The organism is Weissella paramesenteroides ATCC 33313, assembly GCF_000160575.1.
Classification (GTDB): Bacteria; Bacillota; Bacilli; order Lactobacillales; family Lactobacillaceae; genus Weissella; species Weissella paramesenteroides.
Map to the genome: position 1 here is coordinate 482,022 of NZ_GG697129.1, position 18,918 is coordinate 500,939.

Consider the following 18,918-nt stretch of genomic DNA (forward strand, 5'->3'; position numbering starts at 1 on the left):
ACAATATGATATGCAAATCATTCTGTTATATTTTTTAAATCTTTAAATAACAAGCACTAAAAAATGATAGAATGATTAAAAAAAGTTAATATAAATTTGGAGGATACAATTATGGCGGTTATCAATGGTTATGAATTAAGTGAACGGGAACAATCTTTAAATGTTATTAATTTACCATCATTGGAAAATTTAGCTAAAGAAATTTTACCAAAAGGTGGCTTTGAATTTATCAGAGGTGGTTCAGAAGATGAATGGACTTTGCGCGAAAATACAATCGCTTTCGACCGGGTTCAAATTCTTCCACATGTATTATCAAATATTAGCGAACCAGAAACCAAAACTAGTATCTTCGGTTTGCAGTTGGATACACCACTTGTCATGGCACCAGCGGCAGCACAAGGTATTGCACATATTCGTGGCGAAGCCGCAACGGCAGAAGGTATGGCCGCTACCGGATCACTAATGACACAAAGTACATACTCATCAAAACTAATTGCGGATGCTGCTGCCGCAGGACATGGTGCGCCTCAATTTTTTCAACTATATCTTAGCCAAGATAACGATCTCAATAAATTTTTATTAGATAAAGCCAAAGAAGCCGGCAGCAAAGCCATCGTCATCACGACCGATCTGACTGCTGAGGGTTATCGTGAGGCAGACATAGTCAACGATTTTCACTTTCCACTACCCATGGCCAACTTGGAAGATTATCAAGTCGGATTAGGACAATCAGATGCTGGCGTCGGTCACGGTAAGGATGTGTTCGACAATGAAGCCCATCAAATTGGTGTTTCTGATATAAAACGTATTATTGATTACACTGATTTACCTGTGATTATAAAGGGTATCCAAACCCCGGAGGATGCCCTACTCGCAATCAGCGCTGGTGCCCAAGGTATTTGGGTTTCTAACCACGGTGGGCGTCAATTAAATGGTGGTCCCGCATCATTTGATGTTTTAAAAGGAATTGCCACAGCAGTTAATCATCAAGTGCCAATTATATTTGACGGTGGTGTCCGTCGAGGATCACGTTTTTAAGGCATTAGCAGCTGGTGCTGATTTAGTTGCCTTGGCTCGTCCAATTATTTACGGTCTAGCCTTAGGTGGTGCTCAAGGCGTAACGGATGTTGTTAATCATTTAAACCATGAACTAAAAATTACCATGCAATTAGCTGGTACAAAAACAATCGCCGATATCCAGCACACTCAGTTATTTAAATAATTAAAAAATGAAAGAGCCCTCAATCTACCAACTAGAAATCGGTAGCATTGCTGGCTCTTTTTTAAAATCATATGCTTTAGGAAACTATTTTCACCTTGTCATTCATGAATTCGCTTATTCAGCCAATGCCAAATCAGTGTATTGAATGAGTTCATTCTGGTGTTCATCAACAGAATGTTCATCAATAACATAATTAAATTCTGTTAGCATTTGTTCAACATCGGCTGGATCTTTAACAACAATGGTTATCTTTGGACCAATATCTGATGTTGTAAAATAGCCATCTGCTGATTTTTCAAAAAATATCTTCCCTTTTAGTGGCAAAACGGTCATCATAGTTGCGATTGAAATACGAGGTGTTAGTGTCATGACAATTATCCTTTCAAAGGAAGCCTAGTGTTTCCTTTTTAATTTTACGATTAATTATAATTACTTACTCTAAGTATAGCAGATTTTTACCAACTATTTAAGCGCTTACATTTTAAGCGTAGATCAATAAAATAAGCGACTACCCATCGAATCGTTCGATAAATAGTCGCTGTTATTTAGATATTACCCAATGCAATATTTAATTAATCGTGCCAAATTTTTTCAGCCGTTTGAATAACGAATTTGAGCTTATCCCACTGCTCTTGCTGAGTCAATTTATTACCTTCTTCAGTTGACGCGAAGCCACATTGCGTTGATAAAGCAAGGTTCTCTAATGGCACAAATTGTGCTGCTTCATGAACTCTAGCAATGATGTCATCCTGATTTTCTAATTCTGGTTTTTTTGAAGTAATCAAGCCAAGTACTATTCGCTTATTTTCATCACCGTGCCAAATCTTAGCCAGTGGCCCAAATGATCCTGAACGACTATCATCATATTCCAAAAAGACACCATCGTAGTTTAGTTGTCCTAAATATTCAGCAACGTCATCATATCCACCTGAGAATAGGTATGTTGATTTAAAGTTTCCACGACAAATATGCGTAGTGACTGTTAAATCCTCTGGCAAATCTGCCAACAAGTCATTGATAACCTTGACTGAATCTTGCGCAATTTTCAAATATTTCTGATGTTCTGTAGGATTATCTGCCGTTTCATGTAACTTACTAATCAAAAAGGCCCATGTTGTATCATCTAATTGCACATAACGTGCGCCTAATTCATAAAAGCGTAAGATTGTTTGATGATAAGCACTCGCTAAATCAGTTAGATACTCTTCATAAGTATCGTAGAATTCTGACCAATTATCACTGCGGTTATCACGGAAAAGCATTGAAGGAGAAGGAATCGTTTGTTTAGGTGTAATCCCATCTGGTGTAATCGATGCGAGATATTTAAAACTGTCAAAGAAGGGATGATCAGGATTATAAGCGACCTTGCCAACTAATTTAACATTATCAGTTCGCGTTTTACTACCATGAAATTTATAACTTTCTTGATAGTCATAGGTTGCCACACCATTTAGTCCCCACAAGAAGTCGAGATGCCACCACGAACGATTAAATTCTCCATCCGTAACATCCTTCAAACCAAGTGCAACTTGTTTGTCCACAATCTTTTTAGTTTCTTCATACTGGATCGCTGTTAGCCGTGCCTGTGTAATTTCACCAGCTTCAAATTTTTCCCGTGCTACTTTTAATTCATCTGTTCTCAGAAAACTGCCAACAATGTCATAGCGATTTGGAAACTTAATTTTATTTGCAGTTGCTTCGGTCATAGTATATACCCCTCAAAAATTCTTTAATTTATTAAAACAACAAAAAAATTCGACCCAAAGATAATTGCTTACCTTTGGGCCGAATTTTCGCGTTACCACCCCAGTTCACATTATTCTATAAAAAATAATGCCTCAATGGAATCATAACGGTTCCACCCGTTCAAATTGCGTTAACAAAGTGAAAATTATCAGAGCTCATCTTCATCGCCGTTCCCCATGCCTTATCTCATCCCCAAGGCTTTCTGTTAAAGCGTCGTAGCAATTACTCTTCTCATCGTATTTTTAATGTTGTTTTAATTAACAATGAGTTTACCACTGTAATATATAATTCGCAAGTAAATTAAAATTAACTATTTTTCTCATTTTAAAATTCAATAGCCTGTTTAGCTTTGCTTTGTCAAATATCCATCTGTCATTTCGTAAACATGATCAGCCGCATTAATTAAACGCGTATCATGGGTGACAACGATAACTGATTTGTGATGTTTAACCGCTAAATCCTTTAATAACTTAGCCACAACTGTCACTCTTGCACTATCTAGGGCCGCTGTTGGCTCATCCGCAAGAATAATTGACGGGTCTGGATATAAAGCTCGTGCAATTGCGACACGTTGCTGCTGTCCGCCTGAAAGTTCATTGGGAAATTTATGCATCAGTGACTTAATATCCAAAGTTTCCAGTACATCATCAAGAGCTCGTGCTGATAAATTTCCCTCTGGCTTTACTTTATCAACCAGTTTAAATTGATCTGCTACCGTTAGATATGGCAAGAGATGATACGTTTGTAACACGAAGCCAATCGCATCTAGTCGCATCTGATCACGTTCTTTTTTTGAACGTTTTGCGTAGTCAACGCCATTAACTTCAACATGTCCACTTGTTGGTGTTAACAGACCACCAATAATGGTTAAAAATGTACTTTTACCTGAACCAGATGGCCCCATAATCAAACTCAACGTTCCAGGTTCTGCCTCAAAATTCACATCATGCAGTACATGTACTTTTGCTGTACCTTCACCATAAATTTGATTAACATTTCTTACAGAAAATGAATTCATTGGTTAACCTCCTATCGCAGAAACTGGATCGACATGCAGCACCGACCTAATTGGAATTAAACTACCAATCAGCGCCATCAACAATAATCCAAGACCTACACCGCTCAGGGCCGGCACATCAAATGCCATCGGTACGGTTGCTGGAATTGCTAATGCTGTCACTGTTGTTAAGGCTGTTGCAATGATCAAGCCACTAATTACTAACAATACTGATTGCCAAATTGTAGCCCAAACTAACACCTTGCTTGGTACACCCTGTGCTCGTAGTACTGCATAATTTGGAATTTTTTGCATGGTGAGTATATACAAAAAGACGGCAATAATAATCAAAGAAATAACCATCAAGAACCCAATCATCAACACAAAAGTTGCTGTTTGTGCCTGATAACCTGGCAGTTTATCAATAACTTGCTGTTTCGTGTAGGTTTTAACACCAGGATGATCATTTTCATATTTAGCATCTTGAGAAACGATTGCTGATGCAACTGGATCATCCGTCAGACCACGTAAACTTTTCCATGTTTGCATTTGACCATATACAATTGGCGCAATATTTAATTTCGCACCTTCTGTAAAGCCAACGATCCTATATTTCTGTTTGTCATCGTTCAACTTAATTTGGTCACCCAACTTATAACCTGATGTCTTAAAAGATGTATCTACGACAATATCATGTGACTTTTTAACATGATGTCCACTTTCAAGTTTGATATTTTTATAAATGAACTGTGATGACTTAAGGCCAATAAACACTGCTGATAATTGCTTATGATTTTTTGCTTTAGCTACGACTGATGTTTGCCCAATTAGAGCTTCTCTCTCACTGAGACTACCAACTTCATCAGCCGTTAGAAATGATTGACGCATATCTACATTAGCATTTGCGTTTAAAGTTATTTGGTTAACGTGCCACGAGTTGATACCATCTGTATTTTGTCGTGCTAATCCCAATGCCAAACTCGTCAAAATAAAAATCAGATACCCGATTAAAACAATCATCGCAACAATTAAACTTGATCTTAATTTTTCCTTCTTAATCTCTTTCAGAGCTAAGAACATGCCATACCCCCTCTAATATTTGCCTGTCAAAATTGTACGTAATTGTGTTATTCGCTCAGTCATTGTATCCGGATCTAAAATAATGTCACGAATCGTTTGATGATAAAGAACCGTAATCGCCCATTGCTCTGGGCCACTATCTCCCACCATTAATTTGGTTGGTTCGTTACCTAAAAATCCTTCATTGTACCGATAATGTTGTGTCATTAGACCTCTGTATCCAGTCTTATCTGTTTCTAAAACGAACGCTTCGATGGTTGAAATATAAGTTTCAACGTTATCAACTGTAGGTGTTTCAGGAATCATACGATGAATTTCATATAGTGCGACACCCAATACATAGTTATAGGCATCCGTTAAATCTTTAAAGTATTTATAAAATGCACCTCGTGCAATCCCAGAATCTGCAACTATTCGAGCCACTTGTGCCTCTGCTAAAGAATATGTTGAAAATTCTTTCAATAAAGCATGACGAATACGAAGTTGTTTTTCTTCAGCCAAATTTTCAAACGTTTTTGAAACCATCGTTATTTCTCACTTTCTAAAAAATGACACGGTGTCACTTTTCTACGTCTTCAGTATAACAAAAAGTGACACCATGTCAACTTAGAAAAAACAAACACTGAATACACGAATGATTGCTTAAAATAAAAATTCTAATAAAATCACTTTTAAGTTTGATTTAACAGTCTTCTAGACTATTTTATGTAACCTTTTTGACACAATAAAGATACTTATTAGTAACATTGAATGTCAATCTTTGTTAGAATCAATAATATACAAAGGAGGAACACAAAATGAGAAACAGATTTATTAGTAAAGCTTCATTAGTGTCAGCCTTAGTAGGAGGTGCCGTCCTAGGTGGATTGGCTATTACACCGACAGCACCTGTTTCTGCAGATACTACTGCAAGCACCACGCAACAAACAAATACACAACAAGATAATCGAACAGGTTACGTTTATTCACCAGAAGTTTCAACTGCAAACGGTGGATATAATTGGTTAGAAAACGGTAAACCATATACCGGTGTACGTTACTATGCCGGCTCATATTATTGGTTCGACAATGGAGTTCGTCAAAATAATCAGTGGGCACATGCTTACGGATTAACCTATTATCTTGATAGCAATGGACGCGCTGTTCAAGGTTATCAATTTATTAACGGTCGCGCCTACTTCTTCGGTTCAGATGGTACCTACTACCTTCGTGAAGAAGTACCAAGTGGCTACATTAACTTTGAAGGTGTCGGTTGGCGCTGGATTGAAGACGGACAACTTTATACAGGATTCCGCATGTTAAACAGTAGATACAACTACTTCGAGAATGGTATTCGTCAAACAAGTAGATGGGTGAGCGCTTATGGACATAAGTACTTCATCGAAAGTGATGGACAACCAGTACAGGGTTACCATTACATTGATGGTCATATGTATTACTTCGGTAAGGATAACACTTACTACCTTCGATACATGATGCCTGATCAGTAAAATTAACCCCCTATTTTAAACCGATACCAATGAGAAATCGTTGGTATCGGTTTTTTGTACTTATATCAATTTAAATGGAAATTTAAGCATATAAAAAAAGTTGAGACAACATAGAATGTCCCAACTTTTTGTGATAAAAATGTATCAGTTAATCGTAGATACTGAAGCAACTGATTTTTTAGTTGATAATAATAAATTCAAAATAACAGCTGTAATTGCTGCTACCGTAATTGGTGAGCCTAACAAGTATTGCAACATTTGTGGTGCATCGTTGACCACCTTTTCTGGTAAGAATACTAGTGCTAAAGTCATGACAATTGGAACACCGATAATATAACCTTTATTTCCTGTCATGTTCAAATCACCAATAACATTCAAACCACTTAGCATAATGATAACAACGATGACTGCAAACACACCACCAATAACTGCTGCTGGAATGGCAGCCAACAATGCTGATAACTTTCCGAAAAATCCTAAGATAACAAACCAAGTTCCTGCAGCAACAAATACCCGACGACTAGCAACACCAGTAATTGAAACAACGCCTGCATTTGTTGAGTAACCTGTCATTGGTGTGCTACCTAGTAGTGCAGAAACCAAACAACTTAATCCTTCACCAATCACACCACGATTCCACTGCTTATTTGTGATATTTTCTTTTGTAACAGCACTCATTGCAAACCAAGTACCAGTTGTTTCAGTTGTTAAGACCATAAAGATAATAATAAATGTAATAATAGCTGATAAGTTAAAACTGATACCATAATGTAGCGCTGTGAATTGTGGCAAAGTGAACCAGTCAGCTTTTGCAACCGTTGACCAATCCATCAATCCCATAAAACTTGCAACGATTGTTCCAACTGCCAAGGCAATGACGATTGAACCAATTTTAAAAAATCTTTGTAATTGTGGAAAATGCGTACCAATCGCAATCGAAATTAGCAATGCAATCATCGTAATAGCAGCTAATTCGATATTTTGATAAATATTACCACTCGCTTTGAAAATATTATCATTCAATGCTGATGGCAATAATGACAGTCCCACACAAGTGATAATCGTTCCACCAACGATCGATGGAATCAATGTATTAACTATCTTTTGATAAACACCCGATAATCCTAGCAAAATTAGCAAAATTGCTGCAACAGCACTTGAACCAATAACAGCCGCCATACCGCCATTAGCAGCACCATTAGCCATAAACACACCCACAATCGCACCGATTGGCACATATGAAGGTCCTTGTGACATTGGCATTTTCATAAATATAGACGTCTGTAACAAAGTCCCGATACCACACGCCAGAAAGGCAACTTGCAAAAATCCTGACGTTTGTGCGGTACTCATTGAGAGCAATCCAGCAATAATTAGTGGCGGCACATATACATCCATCGCCAGCACGTGTTGCAGACCTAATAATCCTGCTTCCACTACTGGTACCTTGTCATTTGCACCGATTAATAAACCACTTTTTTCTTCAGCCATGAACTTTCTCTTCTCCTTTTAGTTCACTATGTTCCACATGAAACATTCTATTTAGCAAAAACACCTTGCGTCATCACATGATCAATCTCTGATACTGTGGTTTGATACATAATTTTTTCAAACGTATCCTCAGGTCCTTGATGACCAAATGTTGGATACTTTTCATGAACAATTTGCAAATCTGCTGCATATCCTTGCTTAATTTGTCCGGTTGTTAAATTCAAACTTTTTGCACCACCAATTGTTGCCATATAAAATGCATTTTTGGCAGTAATTGCTGCCTGATGTTTACCACGTAAATCAGGTGATATCTCACTATCCACCCCTTCATCGAGCATTCGTGACGACATAATCGCTTGGCGAATATTTTGATAGACACTCGGATCATAACCCCCCGAAATGTCTGTTCCCAAACCTACTTTAACCTCTTCACTAAGTAGTTTCTTAGCTGGGAAGACCGCATTACCAAAATAAACATTTGAAATCGGACAATGAGCAACACCAACGCCTCGGTCCTTGAATCGTTTGATATCCTCATCGTTTAATAAGGTACCATGTGCCATGACCGACTTATCTGTTAATAAACCAAATTCATCCAACACAGCTGCATCTCGTTTACCATGTGTTTCTAATGCATACCCATTTTCCCAATCACTTTCACTACAATGTGATTGGATTGGTAAATTGTATTTGTTTGCCAATTTTCCTAGTCCAGATAGTACCTCATCCGTACAAGATGGTAAAAACCGTGGCGTAATGACTGGTGTTACTGGTATAGACTGGTCTGTATTTAACTTTTCAACTTCATGAATAAAGTTCTCCGTTTCATTTAAAGCAACGTCCGCTGATTCATCACGATAATAGTCTGGCGTTTGCTCTGGATTGTCCATAACGACCTTACCAACAAAACCGCGCTGATGATGTGACAAGCAAGATTTAACAAGCTCTAAATTACCAGTATTATCAACAGAACCAAAATAAAGTGCTGTGGTTGTCCCATTTGCCAATAAAGTTTCGACAAGATTGTCGTAAACCAAATGTGCGTACTTAGCATCTTTAAACTTAGCCTCTAATGGAAATGTATATTCTTCCAACCACTCATATAATGGTCGATCCAATGCTAATCCAGCATTGGGCCACTGCGGTGCATGAACATGTAGATCAATGAATCCCGGTAATATCACCTGATCATCAGCTAATGACACCAGTGTACCAGTCTGTTCAGCGGTATGAATAATTGTCGTATAGTCGTCCTCATCTGCCAGAACGACTCGGGCAATCGTCCCACCATCGTCAATACAAACTAGACTATCTGGTTGATAATCGACTTGATTTTGATCAATTGCCGTATAATAACGACCTTTTAAAACTGTTTTATAAATCATCATCACCTCAAAAATATTGCTACCCTTTAATCAATAAAATTATAACAAACATTAACTCAATTATCACTGTTATTTTCACAAAAATCACTAACTTAACAAATAAAAGTCATTTAATTGTTCGTATTAATTAGTTAGTAACCTTTATATTGATTTATGGGTTACTAATGTCTATAATGAAATCATTCTCAAATTTATCAGAACGGATATAAAAATTAACATGAAAAATCAACAGACTCGGAAACTAACCCTAGCGGCTATGATGACTGCCATATTAATTATTCTTGGTGTTTTTCCTGGAATTCCCTTGGGATTCATTCCCATCCCAATCATCATTCAAAATATGGGTGTCTTACTAACTACTGAATTATTAGGGGCAAAATACGGCACACTATCCATCTCCCTATTCCTCGCCTTAGCACTTTTTGGACTACCAGTATTATCTGGCGGGCGCGGCGGATTTGCTGTTTTTCTTGGACCAACCGGTGGCTACTTAATTGCCTGGTTACTTGTACCAGCAGTTTTGGGCACCATTCTCTACCTACTTAAACAGAATAACCAGCTCTCTTGGTGGCTTGAATTAATTGTCGTTATTGTCGCTGGTGTACTATTTATCGATGTCATTGGCTCAATTTGGCTTTCAGTTCAATCACATATGCCATTAACTACTGCACTACTTTCTAACATTGCTTTCTTACCTGGTGATATGATTAAAGCAATACTATCAGTTATATTGGCTAGACGATTAAGAAAACTTCCCGCTCTACAAGGGATTTTCTAGAGGGAGATTATTTTGACAACAACCAAACAAAAAGTATTATTCGAGCTACTGGCTCATCAAGGCGAATGGCTTTCAGGCGATGAGTTAGCAACAGATCTGCAAATCAGTCGGGAAAGTATTTGGAAAGCGATTAATGCTTTAAAAAAGAAGCATCATCAAATTGAAAGTCGAAAAAACTTAGGCTATCAATATATTGAAACACCAATGCTCGATAAAGACGTTGTTCATTATTATTTAGATAATCGTCTCGTCGATGATGTATTTGTTGAACAAGAGGTAACTTCAACCCAACATCTGGCAAAGCAATATTTGACATCCCACCATATCCAAAAACCCGTTATTTTCGCTGCTGAATCTCAATCTAATGGCTATGGTCGCCGTGGTCGTGCCTTCTATTCACCAGCAACCAGTGGGCTATACTTCACGATCATCCTGCCAAATACGACAGATGATTGGTCACAAGTTGGTTTACTAACAACTAGTATGGCTGTTGTGATTGCCCAAACCTTAGAGCAATTCTTTCCTGATGAACAAATTGATTTAAAGTGGGTCAATGATTTATTCATTAATGATAAAAAAGTTGGTGGCATTATTACTGAGGCAAATATTGAGCTAGAATCAAAATCAGCTTCAGCATTTATCATGGGTGTTGGTTTAAATTTAACGACTGATAATTTCCCTGAAGAATTATTAAACATTGCTCAGGGCATCAACAGTCAAGTTAAAGTAGATCGCAATCAATTACTGGTTACTTTGGCTAACCGAATTATTAACACCTATGAACATGGGGACATTCCCACGCTTCTAGCAGAGTACCGACATCGTTCTAATGTCATTGGGAAACGCGTCACTTTAAAACTAGGCAATAAAATGATAACCGGTACAGCAAAACAAATTGCCAATGATGGTGGCTTAATTATTGAGGATGAAAATGGCATTACAAAATCATTTACAAGTGGCGAAGTTATCAAAACAACCGTCTTCAGATAAAAACGATGCAAGCATAGTGATACATGGTATCCAATTGGATTCATACGGACGTTGTCTGCATTACCATACCAACAATGATATTGTCGCCCTAAAATGTGCACAATGTCATCAATACTTCGCTTGCTACCAATGTCATGATGCAATCATGTCACATGAATTTATGCCTGCCAATCCTGAAGATAAATCAGTCATGTGCGGGGTTTGTCATCATATTATGAATTATCAGGATTATTCACAAAATTCATGTCCAAACTGTCACCATGCATTTAATCCAAGATGTGCGCTACACCATGAGATTTATTTTGAATCATAAATATCTTGATACAAAAATAGCTAAGCTGTCATTTTTTGAAATCTGTTCAGAAAATGACTAGCTTAGCTATTTTTAATTTAAATATTTATTAGACAACAACGCCTGTTTTATGAAAACAGACGTAAGAAGGTATGATTCCAAATGCCTTCAAAAAATTTCCCAGTCTCTTCGGCAGTCATAAATTCATTATCGTTAGTAGCTACTAACCCACGATGCATGCTCAGCTGATAGTGCCTATCATGGGCAACTTTAATCGTTGTATCAACACAGTATTCCGTCTGTGCACCACAGATTTCAATTTCCTGCACATTTAAATTTTCTAAAATTGATTGTAGTTCCGTATTAAAAAAGGCATTAGGATGTGTTTTTTGAACAAAGAAATCCGTTGGCAAAACATCTAGCTCAGGAACTAATTCCCACGTTACCGTATTTCTGACAAGTTCTGCATCATTATGCTGCACAAATATTATAGGATCTGCTGTCTTTCTGTATGCTTTGATACGCTCATTCACACCTTGAATCAAAGAATCATAATTATAAATACGTCCATCTTCATTACAAACACCATTCTGTAAATCAATAACTAATAATGCTTTCATCAGTGCCTCCTTTTTGCATACGGTCAACTTAACTTTAATTTAGAATACAATATTCTTATCTGAGTCACTAGTATTAGCAATTATTGTTTAGTATTGACTTCTAAAAATTTTTATATAAAAAACACAAACCCAAATGACTTAGGTTTGTGCTATCTATTGATTAATCTAGCTCTCTTACAAAACGTTCCGTAATCTCTTTTGGTCGTGTAATTGCTCCACCAACAACAATTCCTGCAACACCCATTGCTTGAATCTTTTTGGCTTCTTCAGGTGTATGAATTTTACCTTCTGCAATCACATCAATGCCGTGGTCAACTAATTGTTGAATCAACTTATAATTTGGACCATCAATCTTTTCACTATCTGCAGTATAACCCGCCAGCGTTGTACCAACAAAATCAACACCAGCTTGCCATGCATTCAGCCCATCCGCAAAAGTTGCAATATCAGCCATTAGCAATTGACCAGGATATTTCGCTTTGATTTGGCCAATAAATTCACTGACTGTTAACCCATCATGCCGTGAACGAAGTGTACCATCAAATGCAATCACATCAGGCTTAACTGTCATCAACTCATCAATTTCTTGCATAGTCGCCGTAATATATGGCTCTTCTGGTGGATAATCACGCTTAATGATGCCAATAACAGGTAAATTAACCAAATCCTTAATTTCTCGTATATCCCGCACTGAATTTGCACGAATACCAACTGCACCACCTTGTTGTGCTGCTAGTGCCAAAAGTGGCATCACACCACCTTTTTCAGTATACAATGGTTCACCTGGCAACGCCTGACATGAAACAATCAGTCCATTGGCAATTTGACGCATTAATGCTTGTTTATCCATTTCAAGTTACTCCCCCTAATCGTTAAACAATTGATTACTTTTTGTCCCCTAGTTTGGCCAACTCATCAATCTTGTCATAAAAGGCCTCTGCATCAACACTGGTAACAAAAGTAATTTCGCGTCCATCATCAGTTTGATATGTTCTACCCTCGGAAGCACCAGTTGTGATAACATCAGTCTTTACTTGCACTGATTCAACTAGTTCTGGATAACGACTAGCAAGCGTTGTCAGAACATCCCATAAATAATAAATAGAATTTGCTTCAAATGAATGAACTAACGAATATCCTTGACCAATTAAATCCAGGGCTGGGTGCTGACGTTGTGTTGCCCAACGCATCCGCAATTCAGAGGTTAATGGCACTTGATCAGTACTATCAAGTCCCACCATGATAATCTTCAAATCAGAATCCCAAACTTTTTTTACCGCTTCCGCATCCCAATAAGCATTCCATTCCATCGTGTCATCAGCACCTGGTTCAGCAACGTTACCCTTGCTGTTCAAAGCACCGCCCATCCAATGTACACTTTCAATGTTTTTGGTAATACTTGGATCAACCTCTAACGCGCGTGCTAAATCTGAAAGTGGTCCAGTCATCACAACTGTTACTTTATCATCAGATGATTTAATTTTATCAATCATATCCAAATGACCTGGCTTTGCAGCAACTGGCATCTTTGGTTCACCATGCTCATTTAAAATAGGAAAATCATCAAAGGAGAAAGAACTCAATCGCCACTCCTTTGGAAACTGATGAACAGCTCGCGAGTTTGATTTGGCAATGTCCGCAGGTTGACGACCTTCATGACCAAATAGATCAACAATTTTGCGTGATGCTGAGACTGATGGGTCAACATACCCATCCGCATCTGTCACGCCGACCCCTAATAAGTTTACATCTGGCATTTGCAACAAAAGTAATAATGACACTAGGTCATCAACGTTCCCATCATGATTGAAATACACATTCTTCATTACAATTTCCCCACTAATTTGCTTATTTTCTTTAAAGATTACGGAATTTCATTGTTATCGTCAAGCTAAAGTTATCTCTATCTGAATAATGATAGTAAATTATCGTATTAAACTTGGATATATTATGACTAGGAATATGCTAACATTAAGCATTAGAGATCTAAATTTTTCAGGAGGTAAAATTAATGGTGCCAGAAGTTACCCTTAATATTAAAGATACTAGTGAATTGACCGCTTCAGAACTAATTACAATTATGCAAGCACGTACCAAAGTTTTTGTTGTAGAACAGAATTGCGCCTATCAAGAAGTTGATGATGCAGATTTTAATGCTCGTCACGTATATTTTACAAATCACCAAGAGCTAATTGCCTATACACGTATTATTTCTGATGGCAATCCAAACTACATTCGCTTTGGGCGTGTACTAGTCGCTGCACCTTATCGTAAACAACATTTTGGTCGCCAAATCGTAACCGAGACAATCAAAGAAATCCAACATCTTTACCCAGAAAAAGGCATTAAAATTGGGGCACAAAATTATTTACGTAAATTCTATGAATCATTTGGCTTTCAGGCCGTTTCCGACGTCTATTTGGAAGATGACATTCCCCATATTGACATGATTTTAAGTGGAGGACATTAGTTGTGCAATATCTTGTTTTAATTGGGGCACTATGCTCAATTGTATTTGGATCCGTTTATCTCATTTCAACCATCCAGGGTAAAGTACAACCTAACAAGGTAACCTGGTTATTATGGGCAGTGTCTCCAATGATTTCAGTCATTGCGACTATTTCTGCAACGGGTTTTGATTGGGCTATTTTACCAGTATTTATGGCTGGATTTATGCCTATGTTAGTTTTTATCGCATCATTATTTAACAAATCCGCCTACTGGCAATTAAATCTACTTGATTATCTTTGTGGTATTGTTGCTATCTTCGCAATAATTATTTGGCATCTAACTAATGATCCCATTCTTGCCATTATTTTTTCAATTCTTAGTGATGCAATTGCCTCCGTACCAACGTTACATAAGGCTTGGTTTTATCCGAACAGTGAAGCGCCCATTTATTACATGGGTGGTGTTTTCTCATCCACTACCGGAATTTTAGCTGCTACAACTCATTGGTCATTTAGTACAGCATCCTTCCCCATTTATTTATTAATATTAAACACTTCATTAATGTTAATTGTGATACGTAGAAAATCTGCATTAGCAAACAATAAAATGATGTTCTAATCATGCAACGCATTACGCAACATAATTCTGGTAAAATAGATATGTAGACGTGAAAGCGTTTTAAAAGAAAGGATACATCATGAAAATAGCAATTGCAGGTAGTGGCGCAATGGGGAGTCGTTTTGGTTATATGCTGCATCAAGCAGGCAACCAAGTTACCTTGATTGATTTATGGCCTGAGCATATTTCAACTATCAATACAAAAGGGCTTTCAGTAGAATCTGCTGGTGAACAAAAATTTGTGAGAATTCCAGCCGCTTTCCCTGAAGACGTTCACGCTGATTTTGACTTAATTTTATTATTCACAAAAGCTATGCAGCTAAGTGATATGTTAAAGAAAATTGCACACTTACTAACTGAGAATACTGCTGTCCTATGTTTATCAAATGGTATCGGAAACTTAGAGAACATCCAAAAGGTTGCACCTGACATAGACTTATTAGTCGGTACAACGCTTTGGACCAGCGAATTAGTTGGCCCAGGTTCTGTTATTCTAAACGGTTCTGGCTATATTGAGTTCCAAGCAATTGAAAATGTTTCACATGAAACAGTCAATAAAATTAATGATGTTCTAAACGCAGCTGGCTTAAATGCTCGCCCAAGTAATAACGTCTTATTATCAATTTGGAAAAAAGCCTGCCTAAACGGGGTACTGAATACCCTCTGCACGATTCTAGATTGTAAAATTATGGAACTTAACAAAAGCCAATATACATCAGTATTAACAAAACGCATTGTTGCTGAATTTGAAGCTGTCGCAAAGGCTAAAGATATTCCTTTAACTGCCGAGCTTGCTTTAAAAACTATTGATGCATCACTAGCACCAGATCAAGCGGGCGACCACTATCCATCAATGCATCAAGATATTGCATCTGGACGGCGTACTGAGATTGATTATTTGAATGGTGCAATCGCAAGAATGGGAAAAGAACTTAATATTCCCACTCCTACCAACACATTAATTACTGAATTAATTCATGCTCGTGAGGATATTGCCGTTAAAAATTAAACAAAAACAAGTGGTTGGAACAGATATTTTGTTCCAACCACTTGTTTTTAAATTCATTAATTAATTGCCAATGGCACTTTATGATTTGGTTTTGGATACTCTTGATCTAACCGTTTAAGCTCTGCAGGGGTTAGTTCGAGTTTGGTTGCTTGCATATTTGCTGTAGCATGTTCTGGATTATTGGTCTGTGGAATGGCAATCGTCTGTCCATTTCGTATAATCCAAGCTAGTAACAACACATATGGTGTCACATCATGTTGATCAGCAATTTCCCTAACCACTTGGTTAGTCAACATTGAAGTACCCAGCTCATTTTGTTTACCACCAACTGGACTATAAGCAATCAAGGGTACCTGATGTTCATCTTGCCAAGGTAGCAAATCATACTCAATTCCCCGTTCCTCAATATTATAAAGATCTTCGTTAACAGCGGCGTACTTTCCGGCAGGCAACTCCCAGAGTTCTTCCATATCTGCAACATCAAAATTTGAGACACCCCAAGCTTTAATTTTGCCAATCTGCTTCATACGATCTAATTCAGCAATAGTTTCAGCCAAAGGGGCACTACCTCGCCAATGATAAAGGTAAAGGTCAAGATAGTCTGTTTTTAACCGATGTAATGTCTCATCTAAATGACGCGCCAATTTCGCCTGAGATGCATTATTTGGCAATACCTTTGAAACTAAATAAATCTCATCACGTTGGTAAGGTGCTAGCGCCTTCCCAACCAACGTTTCTGATTTACCCGAACCATACATTTCGGCTGTATCAATTAACCGAGCACCGGCATCTAATCCGCTACGAATGGCATTGATTTCACGTTGCTCTTGTGATGGATCTTCTCCCATATGCCATGTTCCAATTCCAATTGCTGGTACTTCTACACCTGCTAATGTCACTTTCTTCATCGCATTCTCCAATCTAGCATACTAATATAATTACTACACTTCGAGTCTAACTAAAAGCACCATTGAATACAATCAATACCATTTGAGAACTATTAATAATCTAACTTATTCATCTTATTAGAAATTCTGTATTCGACAACTAAGACGATAATTAAAAAAAGTACAAACAAACCAATTGTGGTCATTAACGATTGGTTAAAGTTCAATAGATGATCCCATTTTAATTGAATTCCTAACTCTTCAGAAAACTCATTTCGTTGTGCCACTTTAGGAAAAAGGTCTACCATATCATCGTTTAAAAGCGTTTGACGATAGAGTGACGCAACGTACGAGCCAGGAGTCAATTTAACTAAAAATTGGGCAAATTCAGGTAATATACCAATTGGTATATATGCACCAACTAAAAATCCAGAAACTGTTCCAACAAGACTAGCAATAGCATTTAATGTATTTCTGTTATGAACAAATATCATAATGACAGTACTAACAAGTGCATTTACCACTGATCCTAGTACCATCAAGCTGACTAACATAACAATTTTTGACAATGCAATGCTCAAATCATCTACAAAATGAAAATAAACATACATCACTACAAAAACGACAATTTGCATAATGTAACTAATTACTGCTGCACTCAAAACGTAGCCAAAGGTTAATTTAAATCGACTAGTTCCCGTTAAAATAAAATCATTTTCTGTATCTTTTTCATGATCTTCAACTTTTTGACTCAAAGCGGATAACGTCGTAGTTATGGCTGTAATCCCTAACGTACCACCAATCAGCCACAAATCTAAGAATACAGTATGTCCGGGTATTCTACCCCAATTACCGGCAATCGTATCTTTTAAAAACGCAATGTATAAAATAAAAGATATTATAGCTGCTAGTAATGAAAAGAAAACACCCGATTTATTGCGGAAGTACAACAGCAAATTTCGATAACATAGTATGAACATATCAATGCATCTCCTTTCCTGTTAAGGCAATGAATGCATCATCAATCGTACCCTCCCGATATTCAAAATGCGTTATGCACGGTTCAACCTCACGTAAAATACGTAAGGTTTCTTTCGTATTCTCTGGCATAAGTTGCAATTTATTTTTTGCAATAACGGCATACTGTACTGAAGTCAGCTTCTCTTTAATAACTGCCATGTTATTGGTTTCCAAAATGAGTTGATTTTTAGCATATTGATATTTCAAATCCGTTGCTGAGCCATGCGCAATTAATTTCCCTTGATCAATAATAAAAATCATATCTGACTGATCTGCTTCTTCTAAGTAGTGCGTTGTCAAAACAACTGTTAATTTTTCTTCTTGGCGTAATTTTGTTAAAATTTCCCAAATCACTTTTCTCGTCTGAATATCTAATCCAGCCGTTGGTTCATCTAAGAACAAAATATCTGGATCACCTATTAACGCCCGTGCAATGTCAGTCCGTCGTCTTTGCCCACCAGAAAGCTGACCATAGCGCTTATTAGCAAATGAACTAACACCTAATTTATGCATCACTTGATCAATTTCTGATTTATCTGCTTTACCGGTCATTTTCTGACGAATATTTAAATTTTCCGACACTGTTAACTCTGCATCTAATACACTTGTTTGGAATACCACACCAATCTTTGGTGTTTTTGTATGATAAATAATTTTGCCACTTGTTGGTGACAATAAACCAAGTAACATCGATATTGTTGTGGATTTTCCCGCACCATTCGGACCAAGAATTGCCGTAAAACTCCCCTGATCAATTGACATATCTAGCTTATCAACAGCAACTTGATCACCAAAAACTTTCGTAAGCCCTTTTGTTTCTAAATACATCCTACTCCCCTCTC

Annotated in this window: 20 protein-coding genes and 1 pseudogene; 8 read left to right on the forward strand and 13 right to left on the reverse strand. The window is 37.4% G+C overall.

The annotated features are described in order from the left end of the window. Window positions 1-111 precede the first annotated feature (111 nt). Window positions 112-1,222, forward strand: a pseudogene (locus tag HMPREF0877_RS05250) (alpha-hydroxy-acid oxidizing protein). Between the two features lie 114 nt (window positions 1,223-1,336). Here the strand turns inward: HMPREF0877_RS05250 and HMPREF0877_RS05255 are convergent. The 5 genes from HMPREF0877_RS05255 to HMPREF0877_RS05275 form a co-directional block, all read right to left on the reverse strand. Further along, window positions 1,337-1,591, reverse strand: coding sequence for a hypothetical protein (locus HMPREF0877_RS05255; protein ID WP_002828216.1), 255 nt, complete (start codon window positions 1,589-1,591; stop codon window positions 1,337-1,339). Window positions 1,592-1,794: 203 nt separating this feature from the next. Continuing rightward, window positions 1,795-2,928, reverse strand: coding sequence for a vitamin B12 independent methionine synthase (locus HMPREF0877_RS05260; protein ID WP_002828217.1), 1,134 nt, complete (start codon window positions 2,926-2,928; stop codon window positions 1,795-1,797). A 383-nt stretch (window positions 2,929-3,311) separates the two neighbouring features. Beyond that, window positions 3,312-3,986, reverse strand: a complete 675-nt coding sequence (locus HMPREF0877_RS05265) for an ABC transporter ATP-binding protein (RefSeq protein WP_002828219.1) — start codon at window positions 3,984-3,986, stop codon at window positions 3,312-3,314. 3 nt (window positions 3,987-3,989) lie between these two features. Beyond that, entirely contained in the window at window positions 3,990-5,045 is a 1,056-nt protein-coding gene (locus HMPREF0877_RS05270) for an ABC transporter permease (RefSeq protein WP_002828220.1), read from the reverse strand. 12 nt (window positions 5,046-5,057) lie between these two features. Next, window positions 5,058-5,570, reverse strand: coding sequence for a TetR/AcrR family transcriptional regulator (locus HMPREF0877_RS05275; RefSeq protein ID WP_002828221.1), 513 nt, complete (start codon window positions 5,568-5,570; stop codon window positions 5,058-5,060). 272 nt (window positions 5,571-5,842) lie between these two features. Here HMPREF0877_RS05275 and HMPREF0877_RS05280 point away from each other — a divergent pair, with 272 nt between their 5' ends. Then, window positions 5,843-6,535: a hypothetical protein gene (locus HMPREF0877_RS05280; RefSeq protein ID WP_002828222.1), complete on the forward strand. Its 693-nt coding sequence runs from the start codon at window positions 5,843-5,845 to the stop codon at window positions 6,533-6,535. Window positions 6,536-6,679: 144 nt separating this feature from the next. Here the strand turns inward: HMPREF0877_RS05280 and HMPREF0877_RS05285 are convergent, their stop codons facing one another. After that, on the reverse strand, window positions 6,680-8,026 hold the full coding sequence (locus HMPREF0877_RS05285; RefSeq protein WP_002828223.1) for a uracil-xanthine permease family protein: 1,347 nt from the start codon (window positions 8,024-8,026) through the stop codon (window positions 6,680-6,682). A 47-nt stretch (window positions 8,027-8,073) separates the two neighbouring features. Further along, window positions 8,074-9,414 carry a guanine deaminase gene (guaD, locus tag HMPREF0877_RS05290; protein WP_002828224.1) on the reverse strand — a complete coding sequence of 447 codons (1,341 nt, stop codon included), beginning with the start codon at window positions 9,412-9,414 and terminating at the stop codon, window positions 8,074-8,076. A 214-nt stretch (window positions 9,415-9,628) separates the two neighbouring features. Between guaD and HMPREF0877_RS05295 the strand changes: the two genes are divergently transcribed. The 3 genes from HMPREF0877_RS05295 to HMPREF0877_RS09985 are packed head-to-tail and all read left to right on the forward strand — an operon-like array spanning window position 9,629 to window position 11,492. Then, a complete protein-coding gene (locus HMPREF0877_RS05295) occupies window positions 9,629-10,189 on the forward strand; it encodes a biotin transporter BioY (RefSeq protein ID WP_002828225.1) in 561 nt (186 codons plus the stop codon). 12 nt (window positions 10,190-10,201) lie between these two features. Beyond that, entirely contained in the window at window positions 10,202-11,179 is a 978-nt protein-coding gene (locus tag HMPREF0877_RS05300; RefSeq protein ID WP_002828226.1) for a biotin--[acetyl-CoA-carboxylase] ligase, read from the forward strand. A 13-nt stretch (window positions 11,180-11,192) separates the two neighbouring features. Further along, window positions 11,193-11,492, forward strand: a complete 300-nt coding sequence (locus HMPREF0877_RS09985; protein ID WP_238335437.1) for a CHY zinc finger protein — start codon at window positions 11,193-11,195, stop codon at window positions 11,490-11,492. A gap of 107 nt (window positions 11,493-11,599) precedes the next feature. Here HMPREF0877_RS09985 and HMPREF0877_RS05305 read toward each other — a convergent pair whose 3' ends face one another. The 3 genes from HMPREF0877_RS05305 to HMPREF0877_RS05315 all read right to left on the reverse strand — a co-directional run bounded on the left by HMPREF0877_RS05305 (window position 11,600) and on the right by HMPREF0877_RS05315 (window position 13,917). Next, window positions 11,600-12,091, reverse strand: coding sequence for a cysteine hydrolase family protein (locus HMPREF0877_RS05305; protein WP_002828228.1), 492 nt, complete (start codon window positions 12,089-12,091; stop codon window positions 11,600-11,602). Window positions 12,092-12,251: 160 nt separating this feature from the next. Further along, window positions 12,252-12,941 (reverse strand): N-acetylmannosamine-6-phosphate 2-epimerase, encoded by a 690-nt coding sequence (locus HMPREF0877_RS05310; protein ID WP_002828229.1) that lies wholly within the window; start codon window positions 12,939-12,941, stop codon window positions 12,252-12,254. Window positions 12,942-12,975: 34 nt separating this feature from the next. Next, window positions 12,976-13,917 carry a nucleoside hydrolase gene (locus tag HMPREF0877_RS05315; RefSeq protein WP_002828230.1) on the reverse strand — a complete coding sequence of 314 codons (942 nt, stop codon included), beginning with the start codon at window positions 13,915-13,917 and terminating at the stop codon, window positions 12,976-12,978. Window positions 13,918-14,102: 185 nt separating this feature from the next. Between HMPREF0877_RS05315 and HMPREF0877_RS05320 the strand changes: the two genes are divergently transcribed. The 3 genes from HMPREF0877_RS05320 (at window position 14,103) to HMPREF0877_RS05330 (ending at window position 16,169) form a co-directional block, all read left to right on the forward strand. Further along, entirely contained in the window at window positions 14,103-14,561 is a 459-nt protein-coding gene (locus tag HMPREF0877_RS05320) for a GNAT family N-acetyltransferase (RefSeq protein WP_002828231.1), read from the forward strand. A 2-nt stretch (window positions 14,562-14,563) separates the two neighbouring features. After that, window positions 14,564-15,160 carry a hypothetical protein gene (locus HMPREF0877_RS05325; protein ID WP_002828232.1) on the forward strand — a complete coding sequence of 199 codons (597 nt, stop codon included), beginning with the start codon at window positions 14,564-14,566 and terminating at the stop codon, window positions 15,158-15,160. Between the two features lie 79 nt (window positions 15,161-15,239). Beyond that, on the forward strand, window positions 15,240-16,169 hold the full coding sequence (locus HMPREF0877_RS05330; protein ID WP_002828233.1) for a 2-dehydropantoate 2-reductase: 930 nt from the start codon (window positions 15,240-15,242) through the stop codon (window positions 16,167-16,169). 56 nt (window positions 16,170-16,225) lie between these two features. Here the strand turns inward: HMPREF0877_RS05330 and HMPREF0877_RS05335 are convergent, their stop codons facing one another. The 3 genes from HMPREF0877_RS05335 to HMPREF0877_RS05345 form a co-directional block, all read right to left on the reverse strand. After that, complete coding sequence (locus tag HMPREF0877_RS05335) at window positions 16,226-17,077, reverse strand: aldo/keto reductase (RefSeq protein WP_002828234.1); 852 nt, start codon at window positions 17,075-17,077, stop codon at window positions 16,226-16,228. Between the two features lie 92 nt (window positions 17,078-17,169). Then, window positions 17,170-18,036: an ABC transporter permease gene (locus HMPREF0877_RS05340; RefSeq protein ID WP_002828235.1), complete on the reverse strand. Its 867-nt coding sequence runs from the start codon at window positions 18,034-18,036 to the stop codon at window positions 17,170-17,172. Between the two features lies 1 nt (window position 18,037). Then, on the reverse strand, window positions 18,038-18,904 hold the full coding sequence (locus HMPREF0877_RS05345) for an ABC transporter ATP-binding protein (protein ID WP_002828236.1): 867 nt from the start codon (window positions 18,902-18,904) through the stop codon (window positions 18,038-18,040). Between the last annotated feature and the right edge of the window lie 14 nt (window positions 18,905-18,918).